At 60.0% G+C, this 20,818-nt stretch carries 13 protein-coding genes; 8 read left to right on the forward strand and 5 right to left on the reverse strand.

What is annotated here, in order from left to right:
• Positions 1 to 11 precede the first annotated feature (11 nt).
• The 5 genes from ACZ0A4_RS17935 to ACZ0A4_RS17955 are packed head-to-tail and all read left to right on the forward strand — an operon-like array spanning position 12 to position 8,346.
• Positions 12 to 2,270 (forward strand): GGDEF/EAL domain-containing response regulator, encoded by a 2,259-nt coding sequence (locus ACZ0A4_RS17935; RefSeq protein WP_463575816.1) that lies wholly within the window; start codon positions 12 to 14, stop codon positions 2,268 to 2,270.
• Positions 2,267 to 4,141 carry a putative bifunctional diguanylate cyclase/phosphodiesterase gene (locus ACZ0A4_RS17940; protein WP_463575818.1) on the forward strand — a complete coding sequence of 625 codons (1,875 nt, stop codon included), beginning with the start codon at positions 2,267 to 2,269 and terminating at the stop codon, positions 4,139 to 4,141. The genes ACZ0A4_RS17935 and ACZ0A4_RS17940 overlap by 4 nt, the downstream gene beginning before the upstream one ends.
• A 40-nt stretch (positions 4,142 to 4,181) precedes the next feature.
• The gene (locus ACZ0A4_RS17945) at positions 4,182 to 5,135 is read left to right on the forward strand and encodes a cytochrome-c peroxidase (protein WP_463575820.1); all 954 of its coding nucleotides are present in this window, start codon (positions 4,182 to 4,184) and stop codon (positions 5,133 to 5,135) included.
• Positions 5,132 to 6,946, forward strand: a complete 1,815-nt coding sequence (locus tag ACZ0A4_RS17950) for a DAHL domain-containing protein (protein WP_463575822.1) — start codon at positions 5,132 to 5,134, stop codon at positions 6,944 to 6,946. Before ACZ0A4_RS17945 ends, ACZ0A4_RS17950 begins: the two co-directional genes overlap by 4 nt.
• Entirely contained in the window at positions 6,943 to 8,346 is a 1,404-nt protein-coding gene (locus tag ACZ0A4_RS17955; protein ID WP_463575824.1) for an ATP-binding protein, read from the forward strand. Before ACZ0A4_RS17950 ends, ACZ0A4_RS17955 begins: the two co-directional genes overlap by 4 nt.
• Before the next feature lie 7 nt (positions 8,347 to 8,353).
• On the opposite strand, the gene ACZ0A4_RS17960 is transcribed toward ACZ0A4_RS17955, so the two are convergent.
• On the reverse strand, positions 8,354 to 9,679 hold the full coding sequence (locus ACZ0A4_RS17960; RefSeq protein WP_463575826.1) for an APC family permease: 1,326 nt from the start codon (positions 9,677 to 9,679) through the stop codon (positions 8,354 to 8,356).
• Positions 9,680 to 10,022: 343 nt separating this feature from the next.
• Entirely contained in the window at positions 10,023 to 10,844 is an 822-nt protein-coding gene (locus ACZ0A4_RS17965) for a carbon-nitrogen hydrolase family protein (RefSeq protein WP_463575827.1), read from the reverse strand.
• A 125-nt stretch (positions 10,845 to 10,969) separates the two neighbouring features.
• Between ACZ0A4_RS17965 and ACZ0A4_RS17970 the strand changes: the two genes are divergently transcribed.
• Positions 10,970 to 11,770, forward strand: coding sequence for a helix-turn-helix transcriptional regulator (locus ACZ0A4_RS17970; RefSeq protein ID WP_095048312.1), 801 nt, complete (start codon positions 10,970 to 10,972; stop codon positions 11,768 to 11,770).
• 158 nt (positions 11,771 to 11,928) lie between these two features.
• Positions 11,929 to 13,548, forward strand: coding sequence for an FMN-binding glutamate synthase family protein (locus ACZ0A4_RS17975; RefSeq protein ID WP_463575828.1), 1,620 nt, complete (start codon positions 11,929 to 11,931; stop codon positions 13,546 to 13,548).
• A 36-nt stretch (positions 13,549 to 13,584) separates the two neighbouring features.
• Here the strand turns inward: ACZ0A4_RS17975 and ACZ0A4_RS17980 are convergent, their stop codons facing one another.
• The 3 genes from ACZ0A4_RS17980 to ACZ0A4_RS17990 all read right to left on the reverse strand — a co-directional run bounded on the left by ACZ0A4_RS17980 (position 13,585) and on the right by ACZ0A4_RS17990 (position 17,134).
• Complete coding sequence (locus ACZ0A4_RS17980) at positions 13,585 to 13,947, reverse strand: GtrA family protein (protein ID WP_463577587.1); 363 nt, start codon at positions 13,945 to 13,947, stop codon at positions 13,585 to 13,587.
• Between the two features lie 115 nt (positions 13,948 to 14,062).
• Entirely contained in the window at positions 14,063 to 15,547 is a 1,485-nt protein-coding gene (locus ACZ0A4_RS17985; protein WP_463575829.1) for a glucosyltransferase domain-containing protein, read from the reverse strand.
• 165 nt (positions 15,548 to 15,712) lie between these two features.
• Positions 15,713 to 17,134 (reverse strand): amino acid permease, encoded by a 1,422-nt coding sequence (locus tag ACZ0A4_RS17990; RefSeq protein ID WP_463575830.1) that lies wholly within the window; start codon positions 17,132 to 17,134, stop codon positions 15,713 to 15,715.
• A gap of 490 nt (positions 17,135 to 17,624) precedes the next feature.
• Between ACZ0A4_RS17990 and ACZ0A4_RS17995 the strand changes: the two genes are divergently transcribed.
• Positions 17,625 to 20,768, forward strand: a complete 3,144-nt coding sequence (locus ACZ0A4_RS17995; protein WP_463575832.1) for a transglycosylase domain-containing protein — start codon at positions 17,625 to 17,627, stop codon at positions 20,766 to 20,768.
• The last annotated feature ends 50 nt before the right edge of the window (positions 20,769 to 20,818 follow it).

Below are 20,818 nucleotides of genomic sequence, written 5' to 3' on the forward strand. Positions count from 1 at the left end.
GGTGGCGCGGCATGACAGCGCCAACCGTGCACTTCAATCGCCGCGTGCTGATCGTTGACGACAGCCCGGCGATCCATGGCGATTTCGCCAAGATTCTCAGCCCGGTCATCCCTGGTGACGACGGCCTGGGCGAAACCGAGAGCCTGCTGTTTGGCACGCCGTCCGTACAGCACGCCCAACATTTCGAACTGGATTCGGCGTTTCAGGGTCGCGAAGCCCTGGAAAAACTTGAGGTCGCGCTGGCGCAAAACCGCCCCTACGCCATGGCCTTCATCGACATGCGCATGCCGCCGGGCTGGGATGGCCTGGAGACCATCGAACGGCTGTGGCAGGTCGATCCCAAACTACAAGTTGCGCTGTGCACGGCCTATTCCGATTACTCCTGGGAGGACATCGACCGGCGTCTGGCATTGAACGACCGGTTACTGATCCTGAAAAAACCCTTCGACGCCATCGAAATCCGCCAGATGGCCAGCGCCCTCACGGTCAAATGGCAGATGACCGAAGACGCCGAACTGAAGATGAGCCTGCTGGAGCAAGCGGTGCAGGAGCGCACCCGGGAGCTGTCGGACGCCAACGTGATCGTGCAGAACAGCCCGACCATTCTTTACCGTTTGCGCGGCGAACCCTCGTTTGCGCTGATGTACATCTCCCACAACATCACCCGTTACGGCCATGTCGCCGCCGACCTGGTGGGGACGCCCGACTGGGCACAGGCACTGATTCATCCGGACGATCAGGCGAACGTCGATGCGGCCATGGCCCGGGTGCTGGATCGGCATGCGTCGGGCGCTTCGATCGAATTCCGCATGCGCACAGGTCAGGGCACCTGGCGCTGGGTGGAGAACCGCTACATCCCGGTGCGCGATCAGGACGGCCGTCTGCTGGAAGTCGAAGGCATCATTCTCGACATCACCGAACGTCGCCTGGCCGAGGAAAAGCTGGCATTGCTGGCGCGCTCCGATGGCCTGACGGGGCTGGCCAATCGCGCCACACTGATCGAACGCCTGCATCAAGCGTTTGCCGCCGCACGACGGGGCGCCATGCCGTTCGCGGTGTTCTACCTGGACCTCGACCATTTCAAGCGGATCAATGACACCCTGGGCCACCCGGTGGGCGATCTGCTGCTGCAGGAAGTCGCCCGGCGCATCAAGTTCGACGTCCGCGAAAACGACGTGGTGGCACGTCTGGGCGGCGACGAATTCGCGATCCTGCAACTGGACGTGAGCGACCCGACCCAATCGGCCGCGATGGCCGCCAAGATTCGCGACACGCTGCTGGCGCCCTACAACCTGGCCGGTAATGCGCTGCATATTTCGGTGAGCATCGGCATCAGCAGTTACAGCGACCTCAGCCTCGATGCCGACGCGCTGCTCGGACAGGCCGACATGGCGCTGTACCGCGCCAAGGAAATGGGCCGCAACCAGTACCACTTCCACTCCGAGGAAATCTCTCGGGAAGTGGCCGAACGCATGACCCTCGTCAGCGAATTGATGACGGCCCTCGAGGGCAATGAGCTGAAGCTGCGTTATGCGCCGGAGGTTGATCTGCACAGTGGCAGGATTCTCGGCATGGAGGCACAAGTCCTCTGGCAACATCCCCGTCGCGGCCTGCTGCCGGCCTGCGACTTCGTGCCGATCGCGGAGAAAACCGGCGCGATCATTCCGCTCGGACGCTGGGTGCTGGATCACGCCTGCCACCAGATGCATCTGTGGCGAAGCGAGGGAGTTGCGCCGCCAGTGATGGCGATCAAACTTTCACTGGCCCAACTCAAGAGCGGCCCCGAGCTGATCTACAACGTGCTGCGTACCACCGCCCGCTGGGAACTCGCCCCTTGGGACCTGCGCTTCGATGTCACCGAGGCCACGCTGGCCCAGACCAAGTGGACGCACAACGATGCACTGCCGCGTCTGCGTGAACTGGGCGTGAGCATTGCCATCGATGATTTCGGCACCGAATACTCCTCGTTCGACTACCTGAAAACCTACCGGGTCAATCACCTCAAACTGGCGCAGAGTTTCGTCGACAGTGCCGCTCACGATGTCGCCGGTGCCAATGCCCTGCGCGCGATCGTCAACTTCGCCCGGGATCTGGACATCGGCATCATTGCTCAAGGCCAGCCGTCGTCGGATCAAGCTTGCACGCCCCCCGCCGCGCCCCCGCTGCCCAGCGCCCGGGGCATGTATTTCAGCGCAGCGGTCAGCGCCGAACAGGCCGGACATTTGCTCAAGGACAGCGCCCGTCTGACGCCAAGGGAGGACGAGGCATGAAAACGCCTTTTCCCCAGACCAACCGGCGCATCCTGATCATCGACGACACGCCGGCAATCCACGACGACTTTCGCAAGATCCTCGCCCCGCAGGTGGCGGACGCCGTCGATTTGCAGCAACTGGAACAGACATTGTTCGGCAGCCAGCAGACGCCGCACCTGAGTTTCCAGCTCGACTCCGCCTATCAGGGCCAGGAAGCGCTGGCACTGGTCAACCGCGCACTGGCCAGTGGCAATCCCTACGCCCTCGCCTTTATCGACATGCGCATGCCACCCGGCTGGGATGGCCTGGAAACCATCGAGCAACTGTGGCGGGTCGACCCGAACCTGCAAATCGCCTTGTGTACGGCGTACAGCGACTACAGCTGGGAAGCGATGGCCGAACGGCTGGAGTTCGGCGATCAGTTACTGATCCTGAAAAAGCCGTTCGACAGTCTGGAAATCCGTCAGATGGCCAGCGCCCTGACGTGGAAATGGCAACTGGCGCAGGACGCAGCGCTAAAGATGCTCAGCCTTGAGCGGACCATCGAGGCGCGGGTGCACGAACTGCTCAAGGTCTCGCACCTGCTGCAATACGACAGCCTCACGGAGCTGCCCAACAGCACCTTGCTCGGTGATCGCCTGAGTCAGGCCATCGCCGTGTGCCGACGACATGACAAACAATTGGTGGTGATGTTTCTCGGCCTGGATCGCTTCAAGCGCATCAACAATGCGCTGGGCCATCCGGCGGGAGACGAGATGCTCAAACGGGTCGCTCGACAACTGTTGTCCTGCGTACGCGATGCGGACTCGGTGTTTCGCTACGGCTCCGATGAGTTCGTGGTGATCCTCGGCGACATCAACCACCCTCAGCAAACCTACGGCATCGCGGAAAAACTCCTCGCCGCCATTCGCCTGCCGCAGACGATTGCCGGCCACGATGTCCGCGTCACTGCCAGCGCCGGCATCAGCGTCTACCCCGAAGACGGCCTCGAAGCCACCGAGCTGATCAAGAAGGCCGAGACCGCGATGCGCAACGTCAAGGAACTGGGGCCTGACAACATCGGCTTTTTTATCGAGGCCATGAACCAGCACGCCCGCGAACAGCACAGCATCGAGTCGGGCATTCGCCGCGCCCTGCAGGAACATGAATTCGTCCTGCACTATCAGCCGAAAATCGACCTGCGCAGCGCCAACGTGGTGGGTGCCGAAGCACTGTTGCGCTGGCAGAAACCCGGGCATGGCTGGGTCTATCCGGCGGACTTCATCCCGGTGGCCGAGGACAGCGGCCTGATCGTGCCGTTGAGCAAATGGGTACTGGCCGAGGCTTGTCGACAGACCCGCGCCTGGCAACTGGCCGGGCTGCCGCCGATCCGTATCTCGGTGAACATTTCACCCATCGATTTTCGCCAGCGTGACTTCGTCGCCGGCATCGAGCGCGTACTGGAGCAGACAGGTCTGGCCCCTGAATGGCTGGAGCTGGAAATCACCGAAGGCGTGCTGATGCAAAACGTCGAGGCGACCATGACGGCGCTCAATCGCCTGAAGACGCTGGGCACGCGTCTGGCCATCGATGACTTCGGCACCGGCTATTCCAGCCTGAGCTATCTGCGGCGGTTTCCCATCGATGTGCTGAAGATCGACCAATCATTCATCCGCAACCTGTGCAACGAGCACAGCGATGCCGCGCTGGTGAGCGCAATCATCACCCTGGGCAAAAGCCTGGGCCTGAACGTCATCGCCGAGGGCATCGAAACCGCCGAACAACTGGCCCTTCTCAAGGCCCACCACTGTGAAGAAGGCCAGGGTTACTTTTTCAGTAAAGCGCTGCCGGCAGACACGTTTGCGCGTTTGCTCGCCGGTACGCAACCTGCGTCCTGGACGATTGGATGAGCACTGTGAAAGCGGCCTTGAGTCAGGGAGACAATTGCCGATGAGCCTTTTCCACCACGCGATGGCGTTGCTGCTATGCGGACTATGTGTCGGGACCCGTGCCGAGCCGCTGGACGAGCCGCTGAAACCGTTGCCCGCAGTGCCGCCGCAGGATGCCCGGCACGTGGAACTCGGTCGGCGCTTATTCCACGAGCCACGCTTGTCGATCAACAACACGCTGTCCTGCGCCAGCTGCCACCAACTGGACAAGAATGGTGCCGACAGCCGCCCCTTGTCCTTGGGCTTCGACGGTAAACCGGTGGCCGTCAACACACCGACCGTATTCAACGCGGCCCTCAACTTCCGCCAGTTCTGGGATGGCCGGGTCGAAACGCTGGTGGAACAAAGCAACCTCGTCATCACCAGCCCCCATGAAATGGGCAGCGACTGGAGCACCGTGATCGAACGCATCGGCAACGACCCCGACTACCGTCGCGATTTCGCCGCTGCCTACCCGGACGGCGTGACCCAGGCCAATGTCCAGCAGGCTCTGGCCAGTTTTGAACGTACCTTGTTGACGCCCGATTCGCGCTTCGATCAATACCTGCGGGGCAATACCGACATCCTCACCCTGGAGGAAAAGTACGGTTACCAACGCTTCAAGGAGTACGGCTGCATTGCCTGTCATCAGGGGGTGAACATCGGCGGCAACATGTTCCAGAAATTCGGTGTGTTCGGCGATTACGTTGCCGATCGCGGCAACCCGACCGTGGCCGATCAGGGCCGCTTCAACGTGACCGGCGACGAATCGGACCGGGCCGTGTTCAAGGTGCCGAGCCTGCGCAATGTCGCGATCACCGCGCCGTACTTTCACGACGGTTCGGCACCCAGCCTCGAACGCGCCGTGGATGTGATGTTCCAGTACCAGTTGGGGCGCATGCCGAGCGCTGAGGACAAACGGCTGATCATACTGTTTCTCACAACCCTGACTGGCCAAAGGGAAGACAAGCCATGATCAACATTTCGCGGCGACGCAGCCTGTTGTTGCTGACCCTGGTGGCCCTGGCGCTGGCCTCGATCCTGCTGTTCCTGTACTTCAAATCCAGCTCTGACCAGACCATGACGTACACCGAATCGCGGGATCTGATCCGGCAAATCAAACAGCAGAACTCGCTGTGGGAAAACGAGCTCCTCAAGGCGCGAGTGGCGCTCACCCACAACTACGATCCGCTGGTGTCACCGATGAACGAAATGAACCGGCTCTGGGAGCGCTTCGACGCGATCGAGTCCGGGCATGGGCGCAACGACTCGGCGCAATGGAACGACGCTCACGAGAGTTTCCTGCAGGCAATGCAGGAAAAGACCCGTCTGGTCGAGCAGTTCAAATCGCACAACGCGCTGTTGCGCAACTCTCTGGCCTTTTTGCCCACCGCTGAAGACGATATCCAACAGCAACTGGCCAGCCTGTCGGACTTCGATAAATTGCAGTTGCAAAACATCACCACCGACACCTACGACCTGCTGCTCAGCGCCCTCGAATTCGCCCAGGTCACCTCCGACGACCGGGCCGCCGACATCGAAGTTGGCCTGAACAAGCTGAAGGTCAACGCGCAACGCCTGCCGCCGGCGTTTCAAACCCCGATAAAAATCATGAGCAGCCATATTTCGCTGATTGCGCGCGAGCAGCCACTGGTCAATCAGTTGCTCGAAAGCATTGAAGGCATTCCCGTGGCCGACAGCCTCGACAACATCACCACCATGCTCGATCGCGATCAGCAGCGCGCCGATCAGGTCGACCGGCAATATCACTTCTACCTGCTGTTGTTTGCGGTTTTGCTGATGTTGTCGCTGGTGTGGCTGGCCATCCGTTTGATCGGTAGTTTCGCCGAGATCAACCGGGTCAATAACGCCCTGCAAACGGCCAATGATGTACTGGAACAAAGAGTCGAAGAACGCACCCGGGAACTGCGGGACGCCCAGAGCGAACTGCTTGACGCGGCACGTCAGGCCGGCATGGCGGAAATCGCCACCAATGTGCTGCACAACGTCGGCAACGTGCTCAACAGCGTGAACATCTCCAGCGACCTGATCACGCGCAAGCTGCGCAACAGCAAGACCCAGGGCCTGGGAAAGGCCATGCAATTGATCAACGAACACCCGGATGACCTCGGCCCGTTCCTCAGCGAAGACGCCAAGGGCAAATTGCTCCCCGGCTACCTCAACCAATTGGTGGTCGCGATTGCCCAGGAACAACAGGAAATGCTCGACGAATTGAACCAGATGAACAAAAGCGTCGATCACATCAAGGACATCGTCGCCACCCAGCAATCCTATGCCGGCGCCAACAGCATGACCGAACCGCTGTTCATCAACGAATTGCTCGAAGACGCGTTGCGCATGAACGCCGGTGCCCTGACCCGGCATCACGTCACGGTGGTCCGGGAGTACGCCGACGTGCCGCAGGTGATGGGCGACAAACACCGATTGCTACTGATCCTGATCAACCTGATCAGCAACGCCAAATACGCCATGTCCGACCTCAGCAACCGCCCCCGCACCATGACCCTGGCGGTCAGGATCGTCGATGACAACTTCCTTGAGATCAGCGTCAAGGATGACGGCGAAGGCATCGCCGCGGAAAACATGACGCGGATCTTTGCCCACGGTTTCACCACCCGCAAGGAAGGCCATGGTTTTGGTCTGCACAGCTGCGCCCTGGCCGCCATCGAGATGAACGGCCACCTCACCGCGCACAGCGATGGCCCGGGCCAGGGTGCGTTGTTCAGCTTGCAGATCCCCTTGATCAGCATCACGGAGAACGCATGAGCGAACTGTCGAACCGCCGCATTCTGCTGATCGACGACATGCCGTCGATTCATGAAGACTTTCGCAAGATTCTCGCGCCACCGGCGGCGCAGTCGGTGGAACTGGACGAGATGGAAGCGGCACTGTTTGGCGCTCAGGTGCGCGCCGAACGTCCGCCGTTCGAGCTGGACTCGGCCTATGGCGGCGAGGAAGGTCTGGGAAAACTGGTCCAGGCCTTGGTGGAACAACGCCCCTACGCGCTGGCCTTTGTCGACATGCGCATGCCCGACGGCTGGGACGGCGCGAAAACCATCGAGCATCTGTGGCAGCAGGATTCGCAGTTGCAAGTGGTGGTCTGTACTGCCTATTCGGATTATTCCTGGGATGAACTGCTGGAGCGTCTGCAGGCACATGACCGCTTGCTGATTCTGAAGAAGCCGTTCGACAACATCGAAGTGCAGCAGATGGCCAATACCCTGCTGACCAAGTGGCAGATGACCGAACGCGCCTCATTGCAAATGCATCATCTGGAACATCTGGTCGATCAACGCACGGCCCAGTTCAAGCAGGCCAGCGAAGAACTGCAGCGGGAAATCGATGAGCGCAAGCAACTGGAAAGTCAGTTGGTGCAGTCGGAAAAACTTGCGTCACTGGGGCAAATGGCGGCGGGCGTGGCCCATGAAATCAATAACCCGATCGGCTTCATCTCCTCCAACCTCGGCACCCTCGACGGCTACTTCAAACAATTGCTCAGCGTACTCGATGCCTGGCAGACGCTTGGCCCCACACCAGACAGCGAATCCGTGGCACGCCTTGAACAATTGCGCAGAGAAGCCGATCTGGATTTTCTCCTCGAAGACATCCCGGTGCTGATCCGCGAATCCAAGGAAGGCATTGGCCGGGTCGGGCAGATCGTCAAGGACCTGAAAGACTTCTCCCGGGTCGATAGCCATCAGCAATGGCAGTGGGCCAATCTGCAACAAGGCATCGAGTCGACCCTGAACATCGTCGCCAGCGAGCTCAAGTACAAGGCCGACCTGATCAAGGAGTATCAGCCACTGCCGGACATCGAGTGCCTGCCGTCGCAAATCAATCAGGTGATAATGAACCTGGTGGTCAATGCGGCGCAGGCCATGGGACCTGAACGCGGCACCATCACCTTGCGCACCGGGCAGCAACAAGACACGGCCTGGGTGGAGGTCGCCGACACCGGCGCGGGGATTGCGCCGGACATCCTGCAGAAAATCTTCGATCCGTTTTTTACCACCAAACCCGTCGGCCAGGGCACCGGGCTTGGCCTGTCCCTGTCGTACGGCATTGTGAAAAAGCACGGTGGCGACATTTCGGTACGCAGCGAACCGGGGGTGGGCACAACCTTTCGCGTCGAGTTGCCAATGCGTCAGAGCCGGCCCGCTGCGTGAGGGCGCCTCAGGTCGCTTCCTGAAAGTCCATTTCCGGCGGCTGCCGACGGAACCCCCCGGTGAGCACCGCCAGGTACACCACGCCGATCGCCAGCCAGCTCAGGCCCAGATAGACCGCCAGATGATCGAGGCTGACCATCAGCCACAAGTCCGCCACCAGTCCGATAAACGGGAAAACCAGAAACAGCAGCAGCTCACGCAGCCCCTTTTTCTCACCGCCGATCCAGTAATGGAAAATCACCGAGAGGTTGACCAGGCTGAACGCGAGGAACGCGCCGAAGTTGATGAACGAGGTCGAGGTGGTCACGTCGAGTTTCAGCGCCAGCAACGCCACCACGGCGCAGAGCAGGATGCTGTTGACCGGCGTACCGAAGCGCGAGTGCAGCGTACCGAAGAACGACTTCGGCAGGACGCCGTCGCGGCCCATGGCAAACAGCAACCGCGAGCCGCTGGCCTGCGCCGACAGCCCCGAGGCGAATTGGCCGACAATCAAGCCAATCAGAAAGATCGAGACGAACAGATCGCCACCGATGTTGCGCGCGATTTCATAGGCCGCCGAATCGACGCTGTCGAACTGGAACGACGGATGCGCGATCTGCACGAAGTATGAAACGCCGACGAAGATCAGCCCGCCGATCAAGGTGATCAGCATGATCGCGCGCGGGATGGTGCGGCGTGGGTCGAGGGTTTCTTCGGTCAAGGTGCTGACCGCATCGAAACCGAGGAACGAATAGCAGGCAATCGCCGCGCCGCTCATGATCAGCGGCATGTGCATGTCGCCGTTGAAGAACGGTTTGATCGACCACAAAGGTGTAGTCGCATCGCCACCGATGTAGTGCACGCACAGCGCGACGAAAGCGATCAGCACAAGGAATTGCACCAGCATCAGCAAGGCGTTGATGCCGTTGGCCAGTTTCAGGCCAATGATATTGATTGCGCTGGTGATGCCGATGAACGCCAGCACCCAGATCCATTGCGGGATCGACGGGAACGCCGATGCCAGATACGCCGCGCCGATCAGCCAGATCGCCATGGGCAGAAACAGGTAATCGAGCAACACCGCCCAACCGGCGATGAAGCCGAGTTTCGGGCTGATCGCCTTGCGCACATAACTGTAGGCGGAACCGGCGACGGGGAATGCGGCGGCCATGCGCCCGTAGCTCATGGCGGTGAAGAACATCGCCACCAGCGCCGCCAGATACGCGGCGGGCACCATGCCGGCGGTGGATTGGGCGAGGATGCCGAAGGTGCCGAGGACAATGATCGGCGTCATGTAGGCGATGCCGAACAGCACCACCGACCCTAATGAAAGGGTGCGTTGCAAACGAGCCATGGGCGACTTACTCCGAATTTTATTGGATTTATGGCAGAGCCGGGTTCGGCGAATGTTTTCGGGTGTGGCTTTGTTGTTCTGGTGTTGTTTGAGTTTTTTGTTCGGTTTGAAATCTTTTCCCCCTCACCCCAGCCCTCTCCCCCAAGGGGTAGAGGGGGAAAGGGAGCCGATCTCCGTGGGTTTCAAATCCTCGGGTCGGCTTGAATTCGCAGTTTCAAATCCTGAGTTCGATTCGCAGTTTCAACTCCTGAGCTCGACTCGGTATTTCAGGTCGGCGTACTTCGAACAAACCACTCGGTCAGTCCCCTCTCCCTCCGGGAGAGGGCTAGGGTGAGGGCAGCGGTCAACGGCGTGGAATCAACAATTCGCGAACACCATCGCCGCGCTCCACCACCTCCCCCGGCAACTTCAAGCGCTGATCATCCAGATAGCGGTAATCCCTGCGCGCAATCTCCAGTTGAGCGAAATCCAGCTCAACGCTGAACGTCCCTTCTTCGCGTCCGGCCTCGAACAACAGCGAACCCAGCGGATCGACCAGCGCGCTGCCACCGGCAAACATCAAACCGTCATCCCCCGCTTCCACGCGGTTGACCATCAGCGCAAACGCCTGATTCTCCTGCGCGCGGGCCATGATCGCGGTGCGGTGAGTCGGCGCGTACGGGTCCATGTTGCCGTTGGTCACGATCAGCAGCTCGGCACCCAGTTGCGCCAAGGCACGGGCCGACTCCGGAAACTCGATGTCGTAGCAAATCAGCAAGCCAACGCGCACACCGTTCCACTCACACGTGGCGTAGCGGTCGCCGGCCTCGAACACACCGCGATCCGACGCCCACAAATGCGTCTTGCGGTATTTCAGGGCGATACCTTCAGGGGTGATCAGCAGCGTGGTGTTGTAGAAACGACCGTTGTCGTTCTCGGCCATGCCGATCACCACGGCGATGTCGCGTTCGCGCGCGGCCGCCAACATCGCGCTGACGGTCGGGCCGTCCAGCGCTTCGGCGGCTTGCGCAACGGTCTCGGCCGTCGGGAAGCCCATCAGGTGGGTTTCCGGGAACACGATCAGTTGCGTGTCGGCAGCACATGCGGCGATCGCAGCAAGTGCGCGTTCGAGGTTGTATGCCGTGGCATTGTCACGGCCCGCCAGTTGGGCGAGTTCGACTTTCATGGGGATTCCTTGTTATGAGCGTCGGGCGCGGAAAATTTGCCCGGTGGCTGTCTGTGGGCCAGTATGCGCAGCAAGCGAGCGGCCAGGGAATCACGCGGCCGGGGTAACCCGATAGGGGTAGATCGATGACACTTTCGTTTGACGACATCACCTGGCACCGCGCCGTCGGGCAACTGATCGATGCGCTCGACAAGCCGAATTTCTGGGCACAACTGGTGCGTCTGCTCGACCAATACGTGCCGTTCGATAGCTGGGTGGTGCTGCTGTTCAGCGCCGATCAACACCCGCAAGTCTTCGCCGAATGCCCGGGCGCAGACGGTAACCCTGACCCGTTGTTTCAGGATTATCTGCGCGGCCTGTACCTGCTTGATCCGTTCTACATCGCCTGCCGCGAGCAAACGCGCACCGGTCTGTATCGCTTGTCCGAGGTGGCGCCGGAGCATTTCGAACTGACCGAGTATTACCAGCGATACTTTCGTCTGAATGTCGTGGCCGACGAAATCCAGTTCAATTGCCAGCTCGAAGGCGATCGCACGCTGTGTCTGTCGCTGGGCAGTGAAAAACGTTTCACTGGCGAACATATCGCCTTGCTGTCATTGATCCAGCCATGGGTGCTGGGCCTGCTGCGCCAACGACTACCCTATGAGATCAACGAAACCGTGGCGCTCGCCGCCGCCCCTGTCCGGGCAGACTGGCGGGTGCAACTGGAAGCGTCGGTGCAACAACTCAAAGGTGCGCAACTGACCGCCCGCGAGCTGGATGTCGGGCGTTTGATGCTCAGCGGTTGCTCCAGTAAAGAAATCGCCCGTAAGCTGGAAATCTCCGTAGAAACCGTGAAAGTCCATAAGAAACACATGTACAGCAAGCTGGGGATCAAATCCCAGTCCGAGCTGTTTTCGATTTTTCTTCAGGCACAAAACGCCTGACACAGCGCGATTTACGCTTTTTTGTGGGAGCGAGCTTGCTCGCGAAGGGGCCATCACATTCAACATTCATGTTGGCTGATCCACTGTATTCGCGAGCAAGCTCGCTCCCACAAAGAACTGCAGCGCTTATTATTCCGAGTCCGAACCAAGGAAACCGTATGAGCCTGTCACTCCTGAGCCGCTACGCCTTCTTTGCCGTCTGCGTGATTTTCACCCTCGCCAGCCTGCCTTTCCTCGAACACGACTGGCTGTGGCCGATCACCGCCGTCACCGGAGTGCTGAGCCTGATCGGTCTGTTCGACCTGCTGCAAAGTCCGCACGCCGTACGCCGTAACTACCCGATACTCGGCAACATCCGCTATCTGGTCGAAGGCATCCGCCCGGAGATCCGCCAGTACCTGCTGGAGTCCGACAGCGACGCCCTGCCCTTCTCCCGCGCGCAACGTTCACTGGTCTATTCGCGAGCGAAAAACGAAACCGCTGACAAGCCGTTCGGCACGCTGATCGATGTCTATCAATCCGGATTCGAATTCATCGGCCACTCGATGCGCCCGGCGCCACTGAGCGACCCGAGCAGTTTCCGCGTCACCGTCGGCGGCCCGCAGTGCAGCCAGCCGTATTCGGCGTCGGTGTTCAACATCTCGGCGATGAGCTTCGGCTCGCTCAGTGCCAACGCCATTCGCGCACTCAACCAAGGCGCGAAACTCGGCAACTTCGCCCACGACACCGGGGAAGGCAGCATCAGTCCGTATCACCGCGAACACGGCGGCGACCTGACCTGGGAATTGGGTAGCGGCTATTTTGGTTGCCGCACCAGCGACGGCCGTTTCGACCCGGAACGCTTCGCCACCCAAGCACAAAATCCGCAAGTGCGGATGATCGAAATCAAGATGAGCCAAGGCGCCAAACCCGGCCACGGCGGCATCCTGCCCAAGCACAAAGTCACCAGGGAAATCGCCGAAACCCGTGGGATCATGATGGGCGAAGACTGCGTGTCGCCATCACGCCACAGCGCGTTTTCCACGCCGCTGGAAATGATGCAGTTCATCCAGCAACTGCGCGAACTGTCCGGCGGCAAACCGGTGGGTTTCAAGTTCTGCCTCGGTCACCCGTGGGAGTTCATGGGCATCGCCAAAGCCATGCTGGAAACCGGCATCCTGCCGGACTTCATCGTCGTCGACGGCAAGGAAGGTGGCACCGGCGCCGCACCGGTCGAGTTCACCGACCACATCGGCGTGCCGATGCGCGAAGGCCTGCTGTTTGTGCACAACACACTGGTCGGCCTCAACCTGCGCGACAAGATCAAACTCGGCGCCAGCGGCAAGATCGTCAGCGCCTTCGACATCGCCAGCGTGCTGGCCATCGGCGCCGACTGGGCCAACTCCGCACGCGGTTTCATGTTTGCCATCGGCTGCATCCAGTCGCAAAGCTGCCACACCAACAAATGCCCGACCGGCGTCGCCACGCAGGATGCTCTGCGCCAACGTGCACTGGTAGTGCCGGACAAGGCGCAGCGCGTATTCAACTTCCACCGCAATACCTTGAAGGCGCTGGCGGAAATGCTCGCGGCAGCCGGGCTTGATCATCCATCACAACTGTCGGCCAAGCATCTGGTACGACGCATGTCGGCGACCGAGATCAAACTGTTCTCGCAGTTGCATGTGTTCCTGAAACCGGGGGAATTGCTCACAGGGGAAGTGAATGGCGAGTTTTACTCGCGGATGTGGCAGATGGCGCGGGCGGACAGTTTCGAGCCGCAGGAAGTGGCGGCCGCGTAACGGCCCATGCGCCAGTCTGCGCAACGGACTGGCGCGTTACTGCTGATTTTGGCGCAACAAGACAAACCGGAAAAACAGGTAGCCCGCCAATAGATTGAGCAGCGTGAAAGACGCCACGGTGACCAATCCATGCCAGTGCTGCGCATCGGCAAGCAAACCGATGGCAAAACTCACCCCGCCCATCCCGCCGATAAACAATAGATAACCAGGCACCGAAGTATTGCGCTCGAAGGTATACAGCACATTCACGTAAAACGAGAACGCCGCGGCCACGCAAAACGCGGCGAAATTACTGGCAGCCTGCGTCAGCCCCGCGGCGGTGCACAGGACAAAAAATATCTGCCAGTGAATCAGTCCATCGGCGAGGCCGATCACAGTCAATACAGAGAATCCTTTCATCTCGGTTCCTTGCCAAAGCCGTTTTTGGCGAACAGCCAACCTAGGTCATCATTCGCTGGCGGTCTACTGTCAGAAATTACAGGTGCAGGGTTGAATGCGACCAACGGTCAGCGCTTCACCACTGCAACAAACGTCCGTGCGGCGGCTCTTTCATGACGATGAAGCCGTAATCACCGATCAGAAAAATGCGGTAATAAAGACTCTCCACCAACGCGGGATACCCCCTATAGCTGACGTGAGTGGCGTTGCGTCGCTCACGTTCGGCCACCACATTGGTGATGCCCACCGAGGGCAGGTTTTCCGCGAGCATGTAGTAATCGACATTCAGCAGATAACGCAAAACCGGCATTTGCCTGAACGATCCCTCGGCACTGGCCAGCCAGCGCTCGGAGTAGTTGATCGACAGGTAAATGCGCTTCGCTTCCCGTAGCTCGCGATGAGCGGCGATGTCGTGACCTAGGCTGTACAGCGCAGCCGCGGCGAAGGTTTTCTGCATCGTCAGCACGCGGCCGTAGGCAAAGGACAGCGACAACGTCGCCAGCAGCGGGATGATCAGCAGCAAGGGCAACAAGCGGTGATGTGGCGCCAGCGCCAGACGGGCGAGATAGAACAGAAATACCAGCAGCACACCGAAGCCCATCAATGTTCGCGCGCCCTCATTGAAGTCGCGAAACAGCAACGTGATGCCCGGCACCAGCAATACCAGCACCGCGAAAGTGGCCAGGCCGAGGATCGCATAGCTCGCGTGCCGCTCCATCCCTGCGAGACGCGCCAGTCCCCAGAGCGCAAAAAGCACCAGAGCAGCAAACACCCAAAGATATCCACCTTGAAATAACAGCGCGATTTTTTCCAGCACGCGGCCCATGTTGGTGATGATTTGCAGTAATGGATGCCCTGCCCTGTCGAGCAGCTGCGCTTGCCGCGAGGCCGCCATGAACGGGTACGCGGTGACGCCATAGATTGCGACGCCAAGACCGAGCTGCGCAAGCTTGCTGCCAAGCAAATGCAGGCCCTCCGTCCTTGAGACTCGCCGGTGCAGCGCCCTGAGCAGTTCCACACAACACAAGCCAAGAAAAACGTTGACGCTGATCTGGTACAACCCGATGCCCACTGCAATCAGTGCCGACGGTACCAGCCAGCGTTGCACCCGCGTCGAACCGTGAAAGGTGATCGCGCAGATCATCGCCACCAGACTCAAGGCCATGCTCGGCCCGTCATACTGATAGGAGAAATTCTGTAGCAGGAACGGGTTGTACCAGAGCGGCAACGGCACCAGACAACAGGCCAATGTCGGTTCGGCAAAGTAGTGAAACGTCAACCGAGTCAGCGCCAGGCTCATCGCCACCGTGGCGAGAAGCAACGGCAAAGGGAAGATATCCGGCGCAGCGCCGGTGAACGTCAGTACTTGATACAGCCAGTCGGCAAACAGCCGCCCGTACCCGGCCCAGGCATTGCCCGCATCCAGCGCACGCCAGTTGTCGTCGATGTAGGGAAAGTCGGCGAGGATCAACGGCAGAACATACAACCCGGTCGCCAGCACAAAAAACAGCAGGACCTGGCGCGGGCCGAGTTCGCGAACGACGAAATCGCTGATCCTCATGTCTGCGCCTCTGTTCACGGCTGGGCGGGGAACGGTTTGTAGTAAAGATTTGAGCCGCCATGACGATTTTGTATCGCTGTTTCAGACCAGCGGTCGAGCGACAGCCGCGCCAACAAAAAAGCCCCGATCTCACGACCGGGGCTTTACTGTTTCAGTGCTTGTACCTTATGACGCCGAACGCGCCGCACCTTGCGTTACGTTGCTCGGTTGCAACTTGAACACATAGAACAACACGGTCAGTAGCACCAGGAACGCAGGCCCCACATACAGCGCCACGCGGGTGTCCGGGAAGTACGCCATCAGGCCGACCACCAGCACCAGGAATGCCAGCGCGAAGTACGAGCTGACCGGGTACAGCCACATCTTGTACTTGAGGCCGGCACGTTCGCTGGCACTCAGGCCTTTGCGGAATTTCAGCTGCGCCAGCAGGATCATCACCCAGGTCCAGATCGCGCCGAAGGTGGCAATCGAGGTCACCCAGACAAAGACTTTTTCCGGCACCAGATAGTTGAGCATTACGCCCAAGAGCAACACCGCAATCGACAGCAACAGCGCGCGACGTGGCACGCCGTTGTTCGAAGTCTTGGCAAAACCGGCCGGGGCCTGACCGTTCTGCGCCAGGCTGTAGAGCATGCGCCCGGTGCTGAAGATGCCGCCGTTGCACGACGACAAGGCTGCAGTAATCACCACGAAGTTGATGATGCCGGCGGCAGTCTTGATACCCAGACGTTCGAAGGTCATCACGAACGGGCTGCCCTGCGTGCCGATTTCGTTCCACGGGTAGATCGACAGAATCACGAACAGTGCGCCGACGTAGAACAGCAGAATCCGCCAGAACACCGAGCCGATCGCATCGGGAATGGTCTTCTGCGGGTTCTTCGCCTCACCGGCGGTCAGGCCGATCATCTCGACGCCGAGGTAGGCGAACATGACCATTTGCAGCGACATCAGCACGCCGGTCACGCCATTGGGCATGAAGCCGCCGTGGGCCCACAGGTTGGAAATCCCCAGTGCCACGCCGTCATTGCCGAAACCGAAAGCGATGATGCCGACGCCGCCGATGACCATGGCGATGATCGTGACAATCTTGATCAAGGCGAACCAGAACTCGAATTCACCAAAGGCCTTCACCGCGATCAGGTTGATCGAGCCCATGCTGATCAGTGCGGCCAGCGCCCAGATCCAGCGCGGCACATCGGGAAACCAGATGCCCATGTACACGGCCACCGCCGTGATTTCGGCGACGCAGGTCACCAGCCACAGGAACCAGTAATTCCAGCCAGTGAGAAAACCTGCCAATGGACCGAGATAGTCTTGCGCGTAGCGGCTGAAAGAACCGGCGACCGGGTTGTGCACGGCCATCTCGCCGAGGGCACGCATGATCACCAGGATTGCCAGACCACCGAGAATGTAGGACAGCATGATCGCCGGGCCGGCCATTTCGATGGCCTTGGCCGAACCCAGGAACAGACCAACGCCGATACAGGCACCGAGCGCCATCAGGCGAATATGCCGTTCGCCGAGTTCGCGTTTGAGCGGACCGCCCTGAGCGGTGTCGCCGTGAGGCAGGTGATTGCCAACTGGCATAGGGGTGCAACCTCGTCTTGTTATTGGATATGACCACCGAGTGTCGAAGCGTCGGCCGATAAGCCTTGGCTGGAGATGAAACCGCGCCTGCCTTGTGGGCAGACGCGTCTTGCAGGGCAACCTGAAAGATCAGCGGGGCGTGCAGTATAAAAAGCCTTGGGCAGGACTTTTCACTCTATAAATCACAACATTCAGCGACAACTCTCGGCAATAGCCCGGTTTGCGGAGAGGCATTACCTGCTTTACGTAGGAATATTCGCCACTGAAAAAGCCGCCGAGTATTGCACAGCATTGGTGCATCGTCATGTGTCCGCTCGTCCAGCATTGCCCTATAGAGGGCTCTGACTTGCAGGTTTTCGCCCCGGCACTGGCCGTTCAGATTTATTCAGCAACTACCCCTCGCCCATCCCGCACATTTTCTTCCCCGCCGCCAACCACCGTCTAAGCTTCAGACAAGTCCGATCAATCTGCGTGAATGGATCAATCGACTATGGGCGCTTTGTGGCAAACCGATTCGAGTAAAGCCGTGGTTCCGACTGAACGAGTGGATGAAGCGCCTGTCCCTGAAAAACCCCGCCGCAATCGGCACGGGTGGAAGGCTTTCTGGTTGTTGCTGGTGATTATCGCGATCGTGGTAGGGCTGGCCGCATCCAAGGAAATGCGCACTTCGCGCTTTCAGGCGCGCGAGCTCAGCCAATATGCCGCATCGCTGACTTACCATCTCGAACCTGGCCCCAGCGAAGCGATTCGCTATCCGGGCAATGGCCCGTTCGATCTGCGCCTGGGTTACAGCTCCCTCGATGAATTCCTTCCGCGCCTGCTCAAACGCAACTATGTCGTCACCGAGCAGACGCGGTTTTCCCCGGCGCTGCTCAGCTATACCGACAAAGGCCTGTTCGTGCCGTATTCGGAGAAGATCCAGGCCGGGCTGTCGATCACTGATTGCCGGGCTGCGCCGCTGTACAAGTACAACTATCCGCAACAGCTTTATTCGAGCTTTGAATCGATTCCGCCCGTGGTGGTCAGCAGCCTGTTGTTCATCGAAAACCGCTTTCTGCTCGACCCGAAACAACCGCTGGCCAACCCCGCCGTGGATTGGCCGCGCTTTGGCATGGCCGCATGGTCGCAAGTGGCAAAACTGCTGCACCTGCCCGGTCAATCAGCGGGCGGCAGTACGCTGGCGACGCAATTGGAAAAGTACCGGCATTCACCGGATGGCCTGACGGTGTCCGGTGCCGAGAAGCTGCGGCAGATGATGTCTGCCAGCGTGCGCGCCTATCAGCCCGGGCCGCAAACCTTGGGGGCACGGCAGAACATCGTGCGCGATTACCTCAACAGTGTGCCGCTGTCGGCGGTGCCGGGGCATGGCGAAGTGCATGGCATGGCGGAAGGTTTGCGGGTCTGGTACGGCAGCGATTTCAACAAGGCCAATGAACAACTCAACAACCCGGGCACAGATCCAAAGGCCATGGCCGAAAAAGGCCTGGCCCTGCGCGAGATGCTCTCGCTGATGATCGCCCAGCGCCGCCCTTCGTATTATCTGACCAAGGGCCGCGAGGAACTCACCGACCTCACCGACAGCCATTTGCGTCTGCTCAAGCAGAACGCTGTGATCGACAGCGCCCTGGCCGATGCCGCCCTCGCCAGCAAGGTCAGCTACCGCGACTGGCAGACCCAGCCGACCATCCAGCCCATCGAAACCAACAAGGGCATCAGCGCCGCTCGCAGTCGTCTGGCGAGCATGCTCAACCGGCCGCTGTACGATCTCGACCGCCTCGACCTCTCGGCCACCAGCACCCTGCAGGGCGATCTGCAAACCCAGGCCACCGCGTACCTGAAGAAACTCGCCGACCCGGCCTATGCCGCTGAAATCGGCCTGCTCGGCGAACGTTTGCTGACGCCGACCAGCACCACCCAAGTGCGCTACAGCTTCACCCTCTTTGAACTGACCCCCGACGGTTCCCGCGTGCGCGTGCAGACCGACAGCACCGACCAGCCATTCGACATCAACGAAGGCAGCAAGCTCGAACTCGGCTCGACCGCGAAAATGCGCGTGCTCACCACTTACCTGCAAATCATCGCCGAGCTGCACGACAAGTACGGCGCCATGAGCGTGCCCGAACTGAAGAAAGTCGACGTCCCCGATCAGGATCGCTTGAGCCAGTGGGTCATTGATTACCTGATTCAAAACAAGGATCACGACCTGTCGAAGATGCTCGGCGCAGCACTCGATCGCAAATACTCGGCCAGCCCCGGCGAGGCATTTTTCACCGGCGGCGGTTTGCATGTGTTCCACAACTTTCGCAAGGAAGACAACGGCCGCATGCCGACCTTGCGCGATGCTCTGCGCGAGTCGATCAACCTGCCGTTCATTCGCCTGATGCGCGATCTGGTGCGCTACACCACCTACTCCGGCCCCAATAGCAGTGCCGAATTGCTCAAGGATGATCGTGACCCGCGCCGGCAGGAATACCTGGCAAATTTCGCCGATCGCGAAGGCACAGCGTTTCAGCTCAAGTTCTGGAAAAAGTACAAAAACAAAGACACTCAGGCACGTCTCGATACCTTCCTCGACAGCATGCGCCCGACGCCGATTCGCATGGCCGCCGTGCATCGCTACCTGCTACCGGATGCCAGTCAGGAAGACTTCAACACCTTCGTGCGCTCACACCTCAAAGGCGCCAAGCTCACGGAAAAACTCACCGATGATCGCCTGATCCGTCTCTACGATTCCTACGGTCCCGGCAGTTACGATTTGCCCGATCAAGGTTTCATCGCCAAGGTGCACCCGCTGGACCTGTGGATGATGGGCTACCTGCTGAACCACCCGGACGCGACCTTCAGCGAGATCGTCAAGGCCAGCCATTTCGAACGTCAGGAAGTCTACAGCTGGCTGTTCAAAAGCAAGCACAAGGGCGCCCGTGACAGCCGTATTCGCACCATGCTCGAGATCGAGGCGTTCCTCGAGATCCACCAACGCTGGCAGAAAGTCGGCTACCCGTTCGATCATCTGGTGCCGTCGCTGGCCACCGCCATTGGCAGCTCCGGTGACCGCCCTGCCGCCCTGGCCGAGTTGATCGGCACCATCCTCAATGATGGCGTGCGCATGCCGACGCTACGCATCGACAGCCTGCATTTTGCTGCCGGTACGCCGTACGAAACGCAACTGGTCAACGACCCGCATGTCGGCAAACGGGTGATGCCATCCGAAGTCGCCACGGCCATGCGTGAAGCGCTGTCGCAAGTGGTCGACGCCGGTACGGCAAAACGTGTTTCCGGCAGTTTCAAACTGCCCGATGGCAGCCCACTGGCCATGGGTGGCAAAACCGGGACCGGTGACAACCGCATCGAGGCGATCGGTTCGGGCGGACGCATCCTCAGTTCCAAGTCGATCAACCGCACGGCAACCTTCGTGTTCTACATCGGCGACCACCATTTCGGCACCCTCACCGCGTTCGTGCCGGGGCGCTCGGCGGAGAACTTCAAGTTCACCTCGGCCCTGCCCGTGCAGGTGCTCAAGGGCATGGCGCCGATTCTGACGCCGTATCTGCAACCGGGCAGCGACTCGCAATGCAAGCCGACGCAGACGGCGAGCGTCGCAATGGTCGAGGCGCCACGCCCTACAGCGAGGTAACAATTCGTGTCAGGTATTTCTGCATCAGGGTGACGTTTTTTCGCTGTAGC

The sequence above is a fragment of the Pseudomonas sp. AC172 genome (assembly GCF_979258595.1).